We start from the raw sequence: 17,977 nt of genomic DNA on the forward strand, positions 1-17,977 counted from the left end.
CCTCAGGCGGCGCCGCCACGCGAGATCAGCTCGCGCGCCAATTGCCGGTAGGACTCCGCCGCTCCGTGGTTGGAGGCGTAGGTCGTGATGGGTTCTGCCGCCAGCGTGGCGTCCGGAAACTTCACCGTGCGGCTGATGGCGGTGTGAAAGACCTTGTCACCGAAGTGGTCGACCACCGAGCGCACGACGTCACGGCTGTGCAGTGTGCGACCGTCATACATCGTGGCCAGGATCCCGTCGATCTCAAGACGCGGGTTGAGCCGGTCGGTCACCTTGTCGATCGTCTCGACCAAGAGGGCCACCCCGCGCATCGCGAAGAACTCGCACTCCAGCGGGATCAGCACGCCGTGCGCCGCCGTCAAGGCGTTGACCGTGAGCAGACCGAGCGAGGGCTGGCAGTCGATGAGGATCACGTCGTAGTCGTCGGCGACCGGGCGCAGCACACGTGCCAGCACCATCTCGCGCGCCACCTCTCCGACCAGCTGCACCTCGGCGGCGGACAGGTCGATGTTGGCCGGCAGCACGTCCAAGCCGCTCGTCGCCGTGTGCTGGATGACGTCGTGGATGTCGATCCCGCGTGACACCAACAGGTTGTAGACCGTGGTGTCGAGCTCGTGCGCCCGGATCCCGAGACCGACCGACAGGGCGCCCTGCGGGTCGAAGTCGACCAGCAGCACCTTCCGGCCGTACTCGGCGAGCGCAGCTCCGAGATTGATGGTGCTGGTCGTCTTACCGACGCCGCCCTTCTGGTTGCACATCGCGATGATGCGCGCGGGACCGTGACTGCTCAACGGCGGCGGGACCGGAAATGTCGGCAGCGGACGGCCCGTCGGGCCCATCTGCTCCTGCGAACTCACGTGCCTGCTCCCGGTGGTGTGACGGTGTTCTGCCTCTCGGCGATCGGGCACCAACTTAGTGCATCGGCCGCTGCGCAGGTTCGGGCGGCAACGACCGGTATGACGTCGCGACCGGGTTCAGCGGGCGCGCGGATGTGAACTGGCGAAGACCTCACGCAACTGCTGGACCGACACCATCGTGTAGATCTGCGTCGTGGTCACCGAAGCGTGGCCGAGCAGTTCCTGCACCACGCGCACGTCGGCACCGCCGTCCAGCAGATGGGTCGCGAACGAGTGGCGCAGGGTGTGCGGGCTGAGATGCCCGGGCAGGTCGGCGCGCTGTGCCGCGGTCTGTATGACGGTCCACGCCGATTGGCGCGACAGCCGCCCGCCCCGCTGGTTGAGGAAGACGGCCGCGGTGCCCTTGCCGGCGGCAGCGAGCGCCGGACGCGCCCGGACCAGATAGTTGGACACGGCCTCCTTGGCGAAGCTGCCGAGGGGCAGGATCCGCTCCTTGTCGCCCTTGCCGACCACACGCACGCTGTCGCTCGCCAGGTCGAGATCGTCGACGTCGAGGCCGACAGCTTCACTCACGCGGGCACCGATCCCGTAGAGCAGCTCAAGCAAGGCCCGGTCGCGCAACGACGCCGGTGTGTCTCCGACGCCCGCAGCCGCGAGCAGCCGCTCGACCTGCGCCAGCGGGATCGCTTTGGGCAATCGCGCCGGCGGACGAGGGGGCGCGACAGCCGAGGCGACATCGGCGGTCGTCTCACCCTCGAGCGCCAGAAATTTGTGGAAGCCGCGCACCGCGACCAGGGTGCGTGCCGCGGAAGCCGCTGCCAGAGGCGGATGCTCGGCGCTACCTTCGCGAAGAGAGGCAAGGAACCCCGCGATCTGTTGCTCCGTCACACCGCTGGGTGTCGTCACACCGATGGTGAGCAGATACTCGGCATACCTGCGCAGATCGCGCGAGTAGGCCCTCAAGGTGTGCGCCGAAACGCCACGTTCGACACGAAGGTGGTCCAGCCAACCACGCGTCGCACGTTCCAATTCGGTTGTCACACTTCACATTGTCGCCCAGCACAGGGCATTGGGTTCGACAGGACGTCGACGAAGGGGACCTCGATGAAGCTGTATGCCGACCGCCCGGACCGTCGACGCCGTCAGGTGATCGCGGATGCGCTGACTTGCGTGTGGGTGGTGGTGTGGATCTGGGCCGGGTTCCGTGTCCATGCGCAGATCGAGGGGTCTGCCGCTGGTGCCCGTCGACTGGAATCCGGCAGTGGTTCGGTGGCGCAGCACCTGTCCGATGCCGGATCCGCCGTCGCCAAGATCCCGTTCGTCGGATCAGGTGTGGAGAAACCGTTCAAACAGGCCGCACAGGCGAGCGGTCAGCTGCAGTCGGCCGGCAAGGACATCGCAGTCAACCTCGACCGGATGGCGTGGGGTCTGGGCATTGCCGTGGCGCTCCTGCCGCTGGTCGTCGCGGCGATCTGCTGGTGGCTGTCACGCGGCCGTTACGCAAGAACCGCCGGCGTCGCGGCCACGCTGGCACGACTGCCCGGCGGCGAGGACCTGCTGGCATTGCGCGCATTGACGGAGTTGGCACCGAGCGCGCTCACCGCCGTCGACTCCGCTCCGGCCGCCGCGTGGCGTGCGGACGACCGGAGCGTCATACGTGCGCTGGCACATGCCTATCTGGACATGCTGGCGCTGGACCGGGTCACTGCCAGTCCTGAGCCGGAAGCCATCGAATAGCGTCAGTTGTGTTGCGGCACAACGAGTTCCGCGCGCAGATCGGCCGGATTCGGTTGCCATGACAAGCGATCCGCGGTGACCTGGTCACCACTGCGGATGTCCTTGACCTGATCACCGCCGCCGTCCCCTGCATCGGGGAACCACACGAACGGTATGCCGCGGCGATCGGCGAACTGGATCTGCTTGCCGAACTTGGCGGCCTTCGGCGCGACCAGCGTCGGGATTCCGCGCGCTCGCAAGGCGGCACCGATCCGCATCGACTCCGGCCGCGACTGCTCGTCGTTCACCGCCACCAAGACAGCCACCGGCGTCTCGCGGGACGCGGTCAGGCCTTCTTCACCGATCAGCAGTCCGAGCAGCCGCGAGACCCCGATCGACACACCGACGCCGGGGTAGGTGCGTTTGCCGTCGGAGGCCAGTGCGTCATACCTGCCGCCGGAGCAGATCGAGCCGTATGCCGGATCGCGGTCGAGCACCGTCTCGTAGACCGTGCCGGTGTAGTAGTCCAGGCCACGAGCGATCTTGAGGTCGGCGACCAGCACGCCCGGAGCGTGTTCGGCAGCGGTGCGCACGACATTCGCGAGTTGCGCCAGCCCTTCGTCCAGCACCGGGTGCTCGACGCCTAGGGCACGCACCTGCGCCACGAACGAGGTGTCGGAGGTGCAGATCTGCGCCAGCGCAAGACTGAGGTCAGCCTGACGTTCGGTCGCACCCGTCTGGATTAACAGGTCCCTGACCGCCTGCGGTCCGATCTTGTCGAGCTTGTCGACGATGCGCAGCGTGCCGATGATGTCGTCGATGCCGATTCCGCGATAGAAGCCTTCGCAGATCTTGCGGTTGTTGGCGTGGATCGAGTAATCGCCGATCGGTAGCCGCGAGAACACATCCGCGATCACCAGTGGCAACTCGGCCTCGTAGTGGTCGGGAAGTTCTCCCGCGTCGATGATGTCGATGTCAGCCTGGATGAACTCGCGGTAGCGGCCCCGCTGCGGTCGCTCGCCCCGCCACGCCGACTGGATCTGGTAGCGGCGGAACGGGAAGGTCAGCTTGCCGGCGTTCTCAAGCACGTAACGGGCGAACGGCACCGTCATGTCGAAGTGCAGCCCGAACTCGACCGGCTCGTCGGCGGACGCCGCCAGTCGGCGTACACCGTAGATCTCCTTGTCGGCGTCCGCGCCTTGTCCGGCGAGACGGTCGACCGTCTCCAGAGCGCGGGTGTTGATGGAGGCAAAACCGTGGAGTTCGAAGACCTCACGGATCGTGTCGAGCACGATCAACTCGGCGATGCGTTCCCTGGGCAACCATTCTTGAAAGCCGCTGATCGGCGTGACCTTGCTGGCCATGATGTGTGAAAGTCCTTACGGGTCAAAGGTTCTGCAAGTACGGGTTGGTGGCGCGCTCCCGCGCCATCGTGCTGCCGGGGCCATGGCCGGGCAGCAGCAGAGTGTCGTCGGTCAGGGGCAGGACGACCTCGCGCAGCGAACGCTCCATCGCAGCGTGGTCGCCGCCGGGCAGATCGGTGCGACCGATGGACCCGGCGAACAGCACGTCGCCGGTGAGCATCGTGGTCGTCACCTCCGCCTCGGCAGGCACGCCGTCAGGAATGCCGTCGAGCGCGAACATCACCGACCCCTCGGTATGCCCGGGCGCATGTCGTATGCCGAATCTCATGCCGGCGATCTCAAGTTGCTGACCGCCGACGACCTCGACGACGTCGGACGGCTCGGTCCAAGTGGCACGCGAACCGAACTGCTGCTCGAACATCCCGATGATCTGCGGCCCGACCGACGTCAGTGGATCGCGCAGGCGGTAGCGGTCATCGGTGTGGATGTAGGCGCCGATCTGCCCGCCGCACACCGGCGTCACCGAATACACGTGATCGATGTGTCCATGGGTGAGCAGCACCGCCGCCGGTTTGAGACCGAATTCCTGCAGAACCTCACGTAGCTGCTCCTCGACTCCGATGCCGGGGTCGACCACGACGCACTCCTGCCCACGGCCGGTGGCCATCACATAGCAGTTCGTGCCGAAGGCGGCTGCAGGAAAGGAGACGGCGAGCACGCCCCCGAGGGTACCGGGCACCCAGCACCGGCATACAGCGGTTATGGGCAGGATGACAGCCGACGAGGACGGCGAACCAACAGGATTGGCCGGCTGCTCCCCTACACTGTCCTCGTTTGGCCGCCGCCTGCGACCGAACCCAAGTTGCCCGCCTGCGTGATCAAGGAGAAGGTGCGTGCGTTCGACCCGGAGCCGGTCCGCCCTGACAGCAGCGTGTGCCTGTGCCTGCGCGGCCGTTGCGCTCGCCGGGTGTGGCTCGGCCACGTCCAACACCACAGCCTCGAGCTCCGCCGGCATCGGTGCGCAGCCGTCGGCATCGTCGTCGGTCAATGCCTCCGGGCTGAAATGTTCGACCGCGCCAGGCACCAACGCGAACCCGCCGCAGTATTCGCTCCCGTCGAAATCGGTCGCAGAAGGCAAGACGTTCGTTGCCACCGTCGTCACCAACTGTGGTGACCTGACATTCGAGCTGTATGGCGACAAGGCCCCGCAGACGGTGGCCTCGTTCCTGCAACTGGCCGCGAAATACTGGGTCAACAGCCCCTGCCAACGATTGACCACCGCAGAGTCCGGCATCTACGTGCTGCAGTGCGGCGACCCGACCGGCACCGGCTCCGGCAGCCCCGGCTACGGCTTCGGCATCGAGAACGCGCCTTCCAACGGCGACTACCCCGCCGGCACCCTGGCGATGGCACGGGCCAGCTCCCCGGATTCCAACGGCGGGCAGTTCTTCATCGTGTATGCCGACACGCAGCTGCCCACCGAAGGCGGCGGCTACTCCATCTTCGGCAAGGTCATCGGTGGAATGAACATCATCGACGCCATCGCCAAGGCCGGTTCGGACAACACCAACGGCGCAGGCGACGGCCACCCGAACCAACCGATCAGCATCCTCAAGATCACCGTCACGGAGAAGAAGGCATGACCACCATGTCACCGCAGAATCCCGACTCATCGAACAGCGACACCACCGAGACGGTGTCCTCGCCCGAGACCGTCGAGGCGGTGAACACCGTCGAGGAGCAGACCCCTGTGGTCGCCGTCGGCGCAGACCCCAGCGAGGACTCCGGCGACGACCGCCCGGCGCCTGCTGCGACGGCCGACGATGTCGAGAAGGCTCCGGTTGTTCAGGAACCGGCAGGTGAGCAGGCTCCGGCCACGACAGCGGCCGTCCCCGGGACATCCGCTCCCAAACCGAGCGCACCCGCGCCCAAGCCGACTGCTCCCTCCCCCGCATCGATGCGTCCCCATCCGCCGACCGCTGCTGCTCCGACCGTTCCAGTGACGAGCGAGTCCACCAAGTTCGGCAGGGTCGCAGAGGACGGCACAGTTTTCGTCATCACACCTGACGGCGAGCGCGAGGTCGGCTCGTACCCAGAGGCCACCCACGAGGAGGCCTTGGCCTACTTCGCGCGCAAGTACGACGAACTCAACGCATCCGCGGTGCTCCTGTTGCAGCGCGTCGTGCAGACCGATCTGACCGTTCACGACGGGCACGAAGGTCTGCGCGCGCTGCGCGAGCAGGTGTCCGGCGCTCACGTCGTCGGCGATCTGGCCCAACTGGACGCCACCGTCGAACAGGTCGCGACGGCACTGAAGGCTAAAGCTCAAGTGGAAGGTGAAGCGCGCGCTGCCGCTCGGGCCGAGTCGGCCGCCAAGCGCGAGACGCTGGTCGCCGAAGCCGAGACCATCGCGGCACAGCCGGTCGAGAAGGTTCAGTGGAAGCAGAGCACCGCCCGGATGCGAGTGCTGCTGGATGAGTGGAAGGCGATGCAGCGCGACACCACCAAGCTGGACAAGCCCACCGAGAACGCCCTGTGGCAGCGGTTCAGCGCCGCCCGCAACGGCTTCGACAAGGCGCGTCGCTCTCACTTCGCCAAGCTCGATGAGCAGCACTCGGCTGCCAAGACCGAGAAGCTGCGCCTCATCGCCGAGGCCGAGAAGCTGGCGACCTCCAAGGACTGGGGCCAGACGGCAACCGCCTTCAAGCGATTGATGGGCGAGTGGAAGCGCGCGGGCCGCAGCTCCCGCGCCGACGACGACGCCCTGTGGGAGCGCTTCAAAACCGCTCAGGACTCGTTCTTCAACGCGAAGGACGAGGTCACGGCTGCCGAGAACGAGCAGTTCGAGGCGAACCTCGTCGTCAAGGAGGACCTGCTCAAGCAGGCCCGGGCATTGCTGCCGGTCAAGAACCTCGGCGCCACCAAGGCCGCGTTGCGCAACCTGCAGGACAAGTGGGATGCCGCGGGCAAGGTGCCGCGCAAGGACATCGAACGTCTGGAGAAGGCGATGCGCGCCGTCGAGACCACGATCCGCGAGGCCGAGGACTCCAAGTGGAAGCGCGTCGACCCCGAGGTCGCCGCGCGCGCCCAGTCGATGGTGGACCAGCTCGAGAAGGCCGTCGCTGATTTGCAGGCGGATCTGGCCAAGGCTGAAGCCGCGGGAAACGCCAAGAAGGTCGCCGAGGCGAAATCCGCACTCGAGGCCCGTACGGCCTGGCTGGAACAAGCCCGGCGCGGTCTGCAGGAGTCGGGGCGCTGACGATGACGGTCACCTCTGCGACAGTCACCTCCGCCGGGCAAGGGCTCATCGACTACCTCGGTGCCAGCCCGACGCCGTTCCATGCGGTCGCAGAAACCGGCCGGCAGTTGGGCGATGCCGGATTCGTTGCTCTCGACGAGCGCGCGCAATGGCCGACCGAGCGCGGACGATACTTCGTCATACGTGGCGGGTCGTTGATCGCCTGGTCGACGGAGTCCTCCGACGGTCCGACGAGCCGGATGCGGATCGTCGGGGCGCACACCGACTCGCCCAACTTCCGGATCAAGCCGCAGCCGGATCTGACTCGCGCGGGCTGGCAACTGCTCGGCGTCGAGTCGTATGGCGGGATCATCGCGCCCAGTTGGCTGGACCGAGACCTTGGTGTCGCCGGCCGCGTGACGGTGCGTGACGGTGACGGTGGCGCGAAGGAGCGCCTGTTCCGCATCGACGAGGCCATCCTGCGGATCTCGCGGCTCGCCATACATCTGGATCGGTCGGCCCGAGACGGCGAGCAGTTCAACGCACAGCAGCACCTTGCCCCGCACTGGGGCATCGGAGACACCTGCAGCGATTTCCGCGCGTATCTCGCGTCGGTGCTCGGCATCGAGGCGGGCGACGTTCTGGCGTGGGATGCGATGACCTTCGATCTGCAGCCGGCGGCCTTCATCGGTCGCGATCGTGAGCTGATCGCAGGTGCCCGGATGGACAATCTCGCGACGTCGTATGCCGGCACGAGGGCGATCATCGCCGCAGCGGAGGAGGGCCCGGCCGTTCCGACGACGCAGGTCCTGGCGCTCTTTGACCACGAGGAGATCGGCTCGATGTCGGAGCGGGGAGCATTCTCGTCGTTCCTGACCACGGTGCTCGAGCGCATCACCACCTCGCTGGGCGGCACCCGCGAGGACATGCACCGGGCGTTGGCCGCGAGCGTGGTCGCCAGCGGCGACATGGCGCACGCGACGCATCCCAACTATGCCGACCGTCACGAGCCGCAGCATCAGATCGCGATGAACGGCGGGCCGGTGCTGAAGGTCAACACCAACTTGCGGTATGCCACGGATTCTGTTGGTGCAGCAGCATTTTCGCTGGCCTGCGAGCAGGCTGACGTGCCTGTCCAGACGTTCGTCGTGCGATCAGATCTGCCGTGCGGGTCGACCGTTGGCCCGATGACGTCTGCGCTGACCGGTGTGACGACGGTGGACTTCGGTGCTCCTACCTTGTCGATGCACTCCGTGCGGGAACTCGTCGGCACGCAGGACCAACAGATGTATGCCGCAGCTCTCACGGCCTTCCTCTCCCCCGCCTGACGCACCACTTCTCACGGCGCCGGTCCGCGGGGGACGGCCGCCCCGCCGGGCCAGCGCCCCGCCGGGGCCAATCGCCGGGGCCAGCGCCCCGCCGGGGCCAATCGCCGGGGCCAACACTCTCGCGTGCGCCCACGAGAGCGCGCCCATTCTGTCGCTCTCGCCGCCCCGTGCCTTGGTGGCCTTGCGTTGACCTGGCAGCCGATGTCGTTATCACCGCCCCGCAACGACATCTACCGCCAGGTCAACCATCGGCGCCGCCAACGACATCGGCGACCTGGCAGCAGCAGTCGTTATCACCGCCCCGCAACGACATCTACCGCCAGGTCAACCAATCGCTACCCGCCTCGCACAGTGTGGGCAGCGGCCAGGTGTCGGGCGCGTCTCGCGAGCCAGGCCGGTGCGACGTGTCAGACGTTGAGCGCCACGCGCAGTGCTTCAAGGGCGGCGCGCGGTGCGTAGTTGTCAGCGCTGTTCAACTCGATCACGTTCCAGCCGGCATGCCGCATCCGTCGACGCCGCAGTTGGTCGGCCCGGCGCTGTTCGTGCGTGAAGTGATACTCCCCGTCATACTCGGCAATGAGCTTTTGCTTCAGCCACACGAAGTCGCCGATTCCGAGCCAATTGCCCTCGCGGTCGTGGACGGCGACGGTGAGGAGCGGCTCCGGCAGGCCGTACTCGAGCATCCGCAATCGCCACAGCGTCTCCTGCGGCGACAGCACCCCGCAACGCACGAGGCCCGCAGCCCGTCTCGCGACTACCGCACCGCGCATCCTTTTGGCGTTGATCGCTCGCCCGCGCAGTCGCTGCAACTGCAGCTTGTCCTGACCAACGATGGCGTCGCCGAGGATCACCAGGTCACGCAGCGACAGCGCGGCCGCCAGATCAAGCCACGTGTCGATGTGGCTTGTGACACGAATCCCGTTGGCCACCAATATATTTCGAAATCCCTGATGCGAACGCACACCGACGCGTCTGACACGACGTCCGCTCGGCACAGTGACATCCAGCAGTTCGTCGTCCGTGTGCGGCATCGGCAATCCGAGCAGTGTCGCAGCAGTGCGATGGCTGAATGCGGCTGGCGATGGGAGCACCAGGGTGTACGCGCGTGCACGAGTGATCAGGTCCGGGTCTGGTGTGGCGATGCGCACGCCTCGTGTCGGCGCGAGCAGGGCGGGCACTCGCAGCTGCCCTGGCGTCACGCCGAGGCGCGTGGCCTCGGCGAAGGTGAAACTGTCACCGAGCTCGGACGGCAGGGTGGCGCGTGGTCTGGTCATTCCGGAAGTGTGCGCACTTCTGGCAGAGTCCCGCAGACGGAATCCACAGCCTCAGCGCTGATGCGAAAAATGGGGCCACCGGAGCTGTCGGCGTCGACTTGGCGGTAGTGGTCGTTACGAGCGCCGCATAACGACACCCTCTGCCACCTCAACGTGGGGAGAAAGGCAAAGCGTCGCGGGCGGTGCGAAACGGCGCCAACGGGCGACCAGATGTCGGTGACCTGGCGGTCGCGGGCGACCATAGGTCGCTGACCTGGCGGTAGTGGTCGTTACGAGCGCCACATAACGACACCCTCTGCCACCTCAACGTGGGGAGAAAGGCAAATCCGCGCAGGCGGTGCGAAACGACGCCAACGGGCGACCATAGGTCGGTGACCTGGCGGTCGCGGGCGACCATAGGTCGCTGACCTGGCGGTAGTGGTCGTTACGAGCGCCACATAACGACACCTTCTGCCACCTCAACGTGGGGAGGGAGGCAAATCCGCGCAGGCGCGCTCATGCCTGGTGTGCGGCCTCCTCGCGGCGGTGACCGGTGCCGGTGATGCGGTAGACGTCGAAGACGCCGTCGATCTTGCGCACCGCCTTGATGACGTGATCGAGGTGGCTGGGGTCGCCCATCTCGAAGGTGAACTTCGACATCGCGACGCGATTGCGGGTCGTCTGCACCGATGCGGACAGGATGTTGACGTGCTGGTCGGACAGCACCCGCGTCACATCGGACAACAGACGGTTACGGTCGAGCGCCTCGACCTGCAGTTGCACGAGGAAGACCGACGCGGCCGATGGCGCCCACGCAACATTGAGCAGTCGTTCCGGTTGCGACAGCAACTGCTCGGCATTGGTGCAGTCACGCCGGTGCACGGACACGCCCTTGCCGGTCGTCACGAACCCGATGATGTCGTCGCCCGGCACGGGCGTGCAGCATCGCGCGAGTTTCACCCACACGTCATCGGTGCCGACCACGGTGACACCCGGATCTGCGGCGGAAGCACGCCGGTTACGACCGACCGGGTTGGTCGCCTCAGCGAGATCCTCTGTCGTGCCCTCCTCGCCTCCGAGGGACGAAACCAGTTGCTTGACAACGTGTTCCGGAGACACGTGCCCGTCACCGACAGCGGCATACAGGGCGTCGATGTCGGCATACTTGAGTTGCTCGGCGACACCGGTGAGCGAGTCGTGTGACATCAGCCGCTGGATGCCCAGCCCCTGTTTGCGGATCGTGCGCGCGAGAGAATCCTTGCCGTTCTCGATTGCCTCCTCTCGACGCTCCTTGGAGAACCACTGCCGGATCTTGTTGCGCGCCCGCGGACTCTTGACGAAGCCGAGCCAGTCGCGTGACGGCCCAGCACCGTCAGCCTTGGAGGTCAGGATCTCGACGACGTCGCCGTTCTCGAGGGTGCTCTCCAATGGCACCAAGCGCCCGTTGACGCGACCGCCGATCGTGTGATGACCGACCTCGGTGTGCACGGCATACGCGAAATCCACCGGGGTCGATCCCGCAGGCAGACCGATGACCGAGCCCTTGGGCGTGAAGACGTAGACCTCGCGCGAGCCGACGTCGAAGCGCAGCGACTCCAGGAACTCCCCCGGGTCTGCCGTCTCCCGTTGCCAGTCGAGCAACTGCCGCAGCCACGTCATGTCGTTGACCGGACCGGTCTTGTCGGGCCCCTCTCCCGCCCCGGGAGCCTTCTTGGCGTCCTCCTTGTACTTCCAGTGGGCCGCCACCCCGTACTCAGCCCGGCGGTGCATCGCGAAGGTGCGGATCTGGATCTCGACCGGCTTGCCCTCGGGGCCGATGACCGTCGTGTGCAACGACTGGTACATGTTGAACTTCGGCATCGCGATGTAGTCCTTGAACCGACCCGGCAGCGGACTCCACCTCGTGTGCAAGGTGCCGAGCACGGCGTAACAGTCGCGGACGGACTCGACCAGCACGCGCACCGCAACCAGGTCGTAGATGTCCTCGAAGTCGCGGCCGCGGACGATCATCTTCTGGTAGACGGAGTAGTAGTGCTTGGGCCGTGACGTGACCGTCGCCTTGATCTTGGCGGCGCGCAGATCGGCGGTGACCTGGTCCTGCACCGTGCGTAGGTACTCTTCACGTGCGGGTGCCCGATCGGCCACGAGGCGTGCGATCTCGTCATACACCTTGGGATAGAGCGTCGCGAACGACAGGTCCTCCAGCTCCCACTTGATGGTGTTCATGCCGAGCCGGTGCGCCAGCGGAGCGTAGATCTCGAGGGTCTCGGTGGCCTTGCGCTGGGCGGATTCCTCCGAGACGTACCGCCACGTGCGCGCGTTGTGCAGCCGGTCGGCGAGTTTGATCACCAGCACACGTATGTCGCGGGCCATCGCGATGACCATTTTGCGAACAGTTTCGGCCTGGGCGGCATCGCCATACGTCACCTTGTCCAGCTTGGTGACGCCGTCGACGAGCATGGCGATCTCCTCGCCGAACTCGTCGCGCAACTGCGTGAGGCTGTACGGAGTGTCTTCGACGGTGTCGTGCAGCAGCGCCGCCGCGAGGGTGGCGGGCGTCATACCGAGCTCGGCGAGGATCGTCGCGACTGCCAGCGGGTGCGTGATGTAAGGATCGCCGCTCTTGCGCATCTGGCCGCGGTGCGCCTTCTCGGCGACGGCGTACGCACGTTCGATGACGCTGGTGTCGGCCTTGGGGTGCGTGGCGCGAACGATGCCCAGCAGCGGCTCGAGTTCGCGATTGCCACTGGGGCGGGGAGCCCCGAAACGCACGAGCCGGGCACGGACGCGGGACGCCTGTGAAGCTGCGCTGCCGACGCGTTCGTCCTGACTCATGGAGGGAGTCTAGTCATCGCGCCTGAGGCGATCAGTCCACCTGTATGGCGTTGACGACGTACCCGTCGAGCTTGTCGCGACCGGCAAGGAAACGCAGTTCGAGCAGCATCTCGATCCCTGCGATCCGGCCTCCGGCACGCTCGATCAGCTCGCAGGCGGCGGCAGCCGTGCCGCCGGTGGCCAGCACGTCGTCCACGAGCAGGACGCGATGTGCGTCGGCGAAAGCGTCGGCTGCGACCTCGACCACGGCGCTGCCGTACTCGAGGTCGTATTCGCAGGACACGGTCTCACCCGGCAATTTGCCGACCTTGCGGATCGGCACGAAACCGATGTCCATCCGCTGGGCCAGCGGAGCGCCGAGGATGAAACCGCGCGCTTCGACGCCGGCGACGACGTCGACCTGGCCCCGCCACCGGCCGGCGATGTCCTCCAGCACCTCCGCAAAAGCCGCGGGAGCCGCGAACAACGGGTTGAAGTCCTTGAACAGCACCCCCGCTTTGGGGAAGTCGGGCACCTCAGCTGTGTGGGCCGCCAGTGTCTCTGCAACGGTCATCGAGCGTCTGCCTCAGGAGTCGTCGCGCTTGGCGAGCGGGTGGATCTCCCGTTTGCGGACCTTGGTCGCCATCGCAGACGCGGCTGCCTTGGCGCGCTCCGGCTCCACCACACCCGAGACGGTCTCGCCGGGCGTGTCGACCTCGGCGCCCGAGGTGGCCAGCACCGCGTGCTGGCTGGTCTGGAATGCCTTCGCGCGCTTGGCGAGTTCCTGCATCTGCGGCTCACGGCCGCGCAAGGTGACCAACAGCGGGGTGGCGATGAAGATCGAGGAGTAGGTGCCGACGGCGATACCGAAGAACAACGCCAGCGCGAGGTCGAGCAGCGTGCCGGGTCCAAGGAACAGAACACCAACCACGAGGATCGCGGTGATCGGCAGCAGCGCCACCACCGAGGTGTTGATTGACCGCACCAGCGTCTGGTTGACCGCGTAGTTGGCGGCCTGACCGTAGCTGCGATTGCCCTTCTTAATCGCCTCGTCGGTGTTCTCTCTGACCTTGTCGAAGACGACGACGGTGTCGTAGATCGAGTATCCGAGGATCGTCAGGAATCCGATCATGGTCGCCGGCGAGATCTCGATGCCGGTGAGGGCGTAGATACCGACGGTGAAGAACAGGTCGTGGACCAGGGCCACCAGCGCGGCAGCAGCCATCTTCCACGTGCGGAAGTAGATCGCCAGCAGCGCACTGAGCAGGGCAAGGAAGACGATCAGCGCCTGGATCGCCTTGTGGGTGACGCTGGATCCCCAGGAAGGTCCGATGAACTCGGTGTTGACCGACTTCGGGCTGGCGTTGAAGGTCGTTGCCAGGGCGTTGGCGACCTTGTCTGTGTCGGCCGAACTACCGTTGCCCAACTTCTTGGACTCGACGCTGATCGTGTCGCTGCCGACCTTGGTGATGACCAGGTTGGCGCTGTCGCCGACGGCCTTCTGCACGGCCGAACGCGCCCGTGAGTCGAAGTTCGCAGTGTCTTTCACACCGGACACAGAGACCTGGGATCCGCCCTTGAAGTCGAGGCTGAAGTTCAGGCCACGACCGAACAGACCGACTGCCGCGATCACCAAAAGTATGGCGGTCAGGGTGTACCACGTGCGTCGGCGACCGATGAAGTTGATCTGTCGGCGACCGGTGTACAAGTCGTTACCGAACTGCGCGAAACTGGCCATCAGGCGTGGCCTCCCTCGGTGACTGCGGACGTGGTGGAGGCGGACTCCGCTCCGGCCTTGCGGTCGGCGATCGTCACGCGGCCACGACCGGCATACGTGACCCCGCCTGCGCCGAGCCGGTCAGGATCGAATCCGGACCACTTGTGGCCGCCACCGAAGAACTTGGTGCGCGCCAGCAGGGTGAGCGTCGGGTGGGTGAACATCATCACGACGACAATGTCGATGACCGTCGACAGACCCAGCGTAAATGCGAAGGCCTTCACGTTGTCCTCACTGAGGATGTAGAGCACCGCCGAGGCCAGGAAGTTGACCGCGTCGGAGATGATGATCGTGCGCCGCGCCCGCAGCCAGCCGGTCTCGACGGCCGCCCGGAGCGGACGCCCAGATCTGACCTCGTCTCTGACGCGTTCGAAGTAGACGATGAAGCTGTCCGCGGTGATACCGATCGCCACGATCAACCCGGCGACGCCGGCCATCGTCAGACGGAAGCCGCTGGTGAAACCGAGCAGCGTGACCGCGCCGTAGCTCAGGATGGCGGCCACACCCAGCGACGCGACAGTCACCAGGCCGAGGACGCGGTACTGCGCCATGGAGTACAACACCACGAGCACCAGCCCGGCCAACCCGGCGAGCAGTGCCTTCTGCAACTGGTCGCTGCCCACCTGCGGGCTGACCTGCTCTGAGGTGAGCTCCTTGAACGAGAACGGCAGCGCGCCGTACTTCAACTGGTTCGCGAGTGTCCGGGCGGAGGACTCGGTGAAGTTGCCGGTGATCTGCGCTGTGCCGTTGGTGATCGCCGACTGCGTCTGCGGTGCCGAGATGACGGTGCCGTCGATGGTGATGGCGAAGGCGTTCTGCGCCGATCCCTGCTCGAATCCCATCAGCCGCTCGGTCACCTTGGAGAAGGCCGAGGCGCCCTTGCTGTCGAAGGTGAGGTTGACCGCCACGGTGCCGGTGAGGTTGCCGGCCTGGTTGGTCGTCTGACCGTAGGTCGCATTGGTGACCTCCTTGCCGTTCACCTCCGAGGGACCCATGAGGTACTTCGTGGTGCCGGTGGCGTCACACATGACGTCCGGCTGCGACAGCGGCGCCTGTGCGGCGATCTGCCGCCACTGCTCGGCGGACTGCGTGGCGGTATCGGTGCACGGATACGCGGAGTACAACTGCGCGTACGTCTCACCCGCGGTCGCCAGGCCGTTCACGACCCAGATGTTGTCCACCGGCTGACTGGCCCACGTGGTGTCACTGGGGCTGGTCGGCGTCGCGGCCGGTGCCGTCAGCCCCTGCAAGGTGCGCTGCGGGGATGGAGTCGCCGACGGGGTGGCCGAGGCACTCGCAGAGGGATCGGCCGACGAGCCTGATGCCGCAGCCTTGGTCGAACTGGCCGTCGACGTCGGTGACGGAGAACTGGAAGCGGCCTTGAACGCCTGCGGTATGACGTCGTTCGCGCCCTTGGCACTGCTGGAGGTCGACGACGGTGTGGGCGACGCAGAGGCCGAGGCCTTGGCCGACGGTGATGCTGACGACGAGGCGCTCGGGGACGCACTGCCCGAAGCGCTCGGGCTCGCCGAGGAACTGCTGGACGGAGTGGGCGTGGCGGCAGCGGGGGTGACCGCCTGCTCCTCGATGACCGCGCGGAAGGCCAGCTGCGATGACTGCGCCAACGCGTTGAGCGTCGCCTGGCTCGGGTCACCCGGCAGCGACACGACGATGAGGCCGTTGTTGCCACTACCGGCGGTCGTCACCTGCGCCTCAGTCACACCATTGCCGTTGACGCGGTTGCGGATGATGTCGACGGCCTGGTCGAGCTGACCGGAGCTGACCGTCTCACCTTTACCAACGATGGGCTGCAGCGTGATCTGGCGGCCGCCCTCGAGGTCGAGGCCGAGCTGGGGCACCCATTTGCCTTTCGGAGACCCCCAGGCCGTGGTGCCGGCGATCGCGACATACAACGCGATGATCAGCACCAGCAAGGTGATGAGGATGCGGCGCGGCTTGCCAGCCGTCGCCCTACGGGAGCGGGTTGCCACCTATTCAGCCTTCGTCTGGGGGTCGTCGGTCTTGGTCAGATCGACATTCGCCGATGCAGGGATCTGCGCAGCCTGGTCGGCCGGGCCGGAATCACGAGTCGCATCGACTTGGCTGCGGGCGACGATCGCCCGACGGTCGAAGCGCAGTTGCACACCCGGCGCGACCTCGAGAGTGCCGACGGCATCGTCGAGCGAGACCAGGCGTCCGAAAAGCCCGGAAGTCGTGCTCACCTCGTCACCCACCTGCAACTGGCTCTGCGCGACGCGCGTCTGCTTCTGCCGCCTCCGCTGAGACCAGAACATGAAAACGACAAGAAGGATCATCACCGGAAGCAGCAAAGTGCCCCAATTCGAACCGGAGTGGTGCGCGCTGGAGTTCTGCGCCAGTGCAAGCATCGAAAGTCAATTCCTCAGGTGGGTGGTCATCGTGATCAGCGGCACAACCGGCCGACGGGTGAGTCTAGGTGAGCAACGTGACTGGCCCAAGCCCGGGTTCCGGCCGCGTGACGTGCCATCAGCCGCCGAACCTGCCACCGCCGTCCTCCAGCGGAAGCTGCTCGGCGCCTGCGACCGCATTCACCGGCGGCGTGAGGCCCAGGTGCTGCCATGCCAACGGTGACGCGGCCCGCCCCCGCGGAGTCCGTACGAGATAGCCCTCACGCACGAGGTACGGCTCAGCGACGGTCTCGACGGTGTCTGATTCCTCCCCCACCGCGACCGCCAGCGTCGACAGGCCCACCGGGCCGCCGCCGAAGCGTCGACACAATGCTTCAAGCACAGCGCGGTCCAGCCGGTCGAGGCCGCGGTCGTCGACATCGAACAGCGACAGCGCCGCACGCGCGGCTCCCTGGTCGAGAATCCCGGAGCCGTGCACCTGGGCGTAGTCACGCACGCGGCGCAGCAGGCGGTTGGCGATACGGGGGGTGCCGCGCGATCGACCGGCGATTTCTTCGATGCCCTGCTCTGTCGCGTCGATGCCCAGCAGGGTTGCGTTGCGCGTCAGGATCTGCGCGAGATCTTCGGGCGTGTAGAAGTCGAGGTGCCCGGTGAAACCGAACCGGTCGCGCAGCGGCGCCGGCAGCAGCCCGGCTCGTGTCGTTGCGCCCACAACAGTGAACGGTGGGAGTTCGAGAGGTATGGCGGTCGCCCCTGGACCCTTGCCGACGATGATGTCGACGCGGAAGTCCTCCATCGCCAGATAGAGCATCTCCTCCGCCGGGCGCGCCATTCGGTGGATCTCGTCGAGGAAGAGCACCTCCCCCTCAGCCAGCGACGACAGCACGGCGGCGAGGTCTCCGGCGTGCTGTATGGCGGGGCCACTGGTGATGCGGATCGGTTGCTCGAGTTCGGCGGCGATGATCATCGCCAGCGAGGTCTTGCCGAGGCCAGGAGGCCCGGACAGCAGCACGTGATCGGGTGGGGCCGCCCGCCGCTTCGCGGCCTCGAGCACCAGGCTCAGCTGGTCCCGGACGCGTGGCTGCCCCGGGAAGTCGGCGAGCTTGCGCGGTCGCAGCGCCGCCTCGAAACGGCGGTCCTCGGTGTCACCGCCGGGATCCACGATGCGCGCGGTCGCGTCATACGAGCTGTCGTCGTAGTCGTCGGTCACCGGGCGCGCTCCGATCCTGCGAGTGAAACCTCG

The 17,977-nt window shown here is 66.5% G+C and carries 15 protein-coding genes; 4 read left to right on the plus strand and 11 right to left on the minus strand.

Annotated elements, in window-relative coordinates; genetic code table 11:
* Nucleotides 1–2: 2 nt before the first annotated feature.
* Together BKA23_RS08320 and xerD are read right to left on the minus strand one after the other, a co-directional pair.
* On the minus strand, nt 3–839 hold the full coding sequence (locus tag BKA23_RS08320) for a ParA family protein (protein WP_145228365.1): 837 nt from the start codon (nt 837–839) through the stop codon (nt 3–5).
* Nucleotides 840–974: 135 nt separating this feature from the next.
* Nucleotides 975–1,898 (minus strand): site-specific tyrosine recombinase XerD, encoded by a 924-nt coding sequence (gene xerD, locus BKA23_RS08325; protein ID WP_145227185.1) that lies wholly within the window; start codon nt 1,896–1,898, stop codon nt 975–977.
* Nucleotides 1,899–1,961: 63 nt separating this feature from the next.
* On the opposite strand from xerD, the gene BKA23_RS08330 reads away from it, so the two are divergent.
* A complete protein-coding gene (locus BKA23_RS08330; RefSeq protein ID WP_145227187.1) occupies nt 1,962–2,594 on the plus strand; it encodes a hypothetical protein in 633 nt (210 codons plus the stop codon).
* Between the two features lie 2 nt (nt 2,595–2,596).
* Here the strand turns inward: BKA23_RS08330 and hisS are convergent, their stop codons facing one another.
* On the minus strand, nt 2,597–3,937 hold the full coding sequence (gene hisS, locus BKA23_RS08335) for a histidine--tRNA ligase (protein WP_145227189.1): 1,341 nt from the start codon (nt 3,935–3,937) through the stop codon (nt 2,597–2,599).
* Between the two features lie 22 nt (nt 3,938–3,959).
* Nucleotides 3,960–4,655 carry an MBL fold metallo-hydrolase gene (locus BKA23_RS08340; protein WP_145227191.1) on the minus strand — a complete coding sequence of 232 codons (696 nt, stop codon included), beginning with the start codon at nt 4,653–4,655 and terminating at the stop codon, nt 3,960–3,962.
* 175 nt (nt 4,656–4,830) lie between these two features.
* Between BKA23_RS08340 and BKA23_RS08345 the strand changes: the two genes are divergently transcribed.
* Genes BKA23_RS08345 through BKA23_RS08355 form a run of 3 tightly spaced genes read left to right on the plus strand, consistent with a single transcriptional unit; the run spans nt 4,831 to nt 8,503 of the window.
* Nucleotides 4,831–5,580: a peptidylprolyl isomerase gene (locus tag BKA23_RS08345; protein ID WP_145227193.1), complete on the plus strand. Its 750-nt coding sequence runs from the start codon at nt 4,831–4,833 to the stop codon at nt 5,578–5,580.
* Nucleotides 5,577–7,196, plus strand: a complete 1,620-nt coding sequence (locus tag BKA23_RS08350; protein ID WP_246104523.1) for a DUF349 domain-containing protein — start codon at nt 5,577–5,579, stop codon at nt 7,194–7,196. Before BKA23_RS08345 ends, BKA23_RS08350 begins: the two co-directional genes overlap by 4 nt.
* Before the next feature lie 2 nt (nt 7,197–7,198).
* Nucleotides 7,199–8,503 (plus strand): M18 family aminopeptidase, encoded by a 1,305-nt coding sequence (locus tag BKA23_RS08355; protein WP_145227195.1) that lies wholly within the window; start codon nt 7,199–7,201, stop codon nt 8,501–8,503.
* Nucleotides 8,504–8,910: 407 nt separating this feature from the next.
* Here BKA23_RS08355 and BKA23_RS08360 read toward each other — a convergent pair whose 3' ends face one another.
* The 7 genes from BKA23_RS08360 to ruvB all read right to left on the minus strand — a co-directional run bounded on the left by BKA23_RS08360 (nt 8,911) and on the right by ruvB (nt 17,944).
* Complete coding sequence (locus BKA23_RS08360) at nt 8,911–9,777, minus strand: DUF559 domain-containing protein (RefSeq protein WP_145227197.1); 867 nt, start codon at nt 9,775–9,777, stop codon at nt 8,911–8,913.
* 495 nt (nt 9,778–10,272) lie between these two features.
* A complete protein-coding gene (locus BKA23_RS08365; RefSeq protein ID WP_145227199.1) occupies nt 10,273–12,591 on the minus strand; it encodes a RelA/SpoT family protein in 2,319 nt (772 codons plus the stop codon).
* 31 nt (nt 12,592–12,622) lie between these two features.
* Nucleotides 12,623–13,144 carry an adenine phosphoribosyltransferase gene (locus BKA23_RS08370; RefSeq protein WP_145227201.1) on the minus strand — a complete coding sequence of 174 codons (522 nt, stop codon included), beginning with the start codon at nt 13,142–13,144 and terminating at the stop codon, nt 12,623–12,625.
* 12 nt (nt 13,145–13,156) lie between these two features.
* Nucleotides 13,157–14,308, minus strand: coding sequence for a protein translocase subunit SecF (gene secF, locus BKA23_RS08375; RefSeq protein ID WP_145227203.1), 1,152 nt, complete (start codon nt 14,306–14,308; stop codon nt 13,157–13,159).
* Nucleotides 14,308–16,338, minus strand: coding sequence for a protein translocase subunit SecD (secD, locus tag BKA23_RS08380; protein ID WP_145227205.1), 2,031 nt, complete (start codon nt 16,336–16,338; stop codon nt 14,308–14,310). Before secD ends, secF begins: the two co-directional genes overlap by 1 nt.
* The gene (gene yajC, locus BKA23_RS08385) at nt 16,339–16,734 is read right to left on the minus strand and encodes a preprotein translocase subunit YajC (RefSeq protein ID WP_145227207.1); all 396 of its coding nucleotides are present in this window, start codon (nt 16,732–16,734) and stop codon (nt 16,339–16,341) included.
* 118 nt (nt 16,735–16,852) lie between these two features.
* Nucleotides 16,853–17,944, minus strand: coding sequence for a Holliday junction branch migration DNA helicase RuvB (gene ruvB / locus BKA23_RS08390; RefSeq protein ID WP_145227209.1), 1,092 nt, complete (start codon nt 17,942–17,944; stop codon nt 16,853–16,855).
* Between the last annotated feature and the right edge of the window lie 33 nt (nt 17,945–17,977).

This window comes from Rudaeicoccus suwonensis (assembly GCF_007829035.1).
Taxonomy (GTDB): domain Bacteria; phylum Actinomycetota; class Actinomycetes; order Actinomycetales; family Dermatophilaceae; genus Rudaeicoccus; species Rudaeicoccus suwonensis.

Excerpts from the sequence above, each read along its gene's own strand:
- BKA23_RS08320 (WP_145228365.1), bottom strand. The coding sequence starts at position 839 with ATGGGCCCGACGGGCCGTCCGCTGCCGACATTTCCGGTCCCGCCGCCG.
- BKA23_RS08330 (WP_145227187.1), top strand. The coding sequence starts at position 1,962 with ATGAAGCTGTATGCCGACCGCCCGGACCGTCGACGCCGTCAGGTGATC.
- hisS (WP_145227189.1), bottom strand. The coding sequence starts at position 3,937 with ATGGCCAGCAAGGTCACGCCGATCAGCGGCTTTCAAGAATGGTTGCCC.
- BKA23_RS08350 (WP_246104523.1), top strand. The coding sequence starts at position 5,577 with ATGACCACCATGTCACCGCAGAATCCCGACTCATCGAACAGCGACACC.
- BKA23_RS08355 (WP_145227195.1), top strand. The coding sequence starts at position 7,199 with ATGACGGTCACCTCTGCGACAGTCACCTCCGCCGGGCAAGGGCTCATC.
- BKA23_RS08360 (WP_145227197.1), bottom strand. The coding sequence starts at position 9,777 with ATGACCAGACCACGCGCCACCCTGCCGTCCGAGCTCGGTGACAGTTTC.
- BKA23_RS08365 (WP_145227199.1), bottom strand. The coding sequence starts at position 12,591 with ATGAGTCAGGACGAACGCGTCGGCAGCGCAGCTTCACAGGCGTCCCGC.
- BKA23_RS08370 (WP_145227201.1), bottom strand. The coding sequence starts at position 13,144 with ATGACCGTTGCAGAGACACTGGCGGCCCACACAGCTGAGGTGCCCGAC.
- secF (WP_145227203.1), bottom strand. The coding sequence starts at position 14,308 with ATGGCCAGTTTCGCGCAGTTCGGTAACGACTTGTACACCGGTCGCCGA.
- yajC (WP_145227207.1), bottom strand. The coding sequence starts at position 16,734 with ATGCTTGCACTGGCGCAGAACTCCAGCGCGCACCACTCCGGTTCGAAT.